This window comes from Agrobacterium sp., from assembly GCF_032092815.1.
Taxonomy (GTDB): Bacteria; Pseudomonadota; Alphaproteobacteria; order Rhizobiales; family Rhizobiaceae; genus Agrobacterium.
Window position 1 is genome coordinate 65502 of sequence record NZ_DAMDBP010000023.1, and the last position, 444, is coordinate 65945.

Consider the following 444-nt stretch of genomic DNA (forward strand, 5'->3'; position numbering starts at 1 on the left):
ACCACACCCTGGTTGGGGAGTGGTGCCAGATTGCCGGTGGCATCGAAGAGGATGAAAAGGCCTGGCAAACGGCACTGCGCGAGGTGAAGGAAGAAACCGGCCTTTCCTGCGCGCGGCTTTATTCCGCCGATATCTGCGAACAGTTTTACGAGGCGGACCGCGACGCCATCACACTGGCACCGGTGTTTGTTGGATACGTGGATGCAGAGGCTCAAGTCGTGTTGAACGAAGAACACAGCGAGTTCTGCTGGACCTCATTTTCAAACGCGATGGACATGGTGCCCTTTGCCGGCCAGCGCCGCGTGCTGCGCCATGTCGAAGCCGAATTTGTGCATCGCCAACCCGTCAAACTCCTTCTGCTGCATTAAGAAATGTAGAGAGAAATAAGTGCTGAGATAATGGGCCGTATCGTTGTGGCATCCGTTCTGCGTATATGCGTCGCGT

The 444-nt window shown here is 55.6% G+C and carries 1 protein-coding gene; it reads left to right on the plus strand.

Annotation, left to right across the window (positions count from 1 at the left end):
* Positions 1–368 (plus strand): NUDIX hydrolase (locus tag RT613_RS14865; RefSeq protein ID WP_313616503.1); only part of this gene is annotated, 368 nt, incomplete at its 5' end.
* Positions 369–444 lie beyond the last annotated feature (76 nt).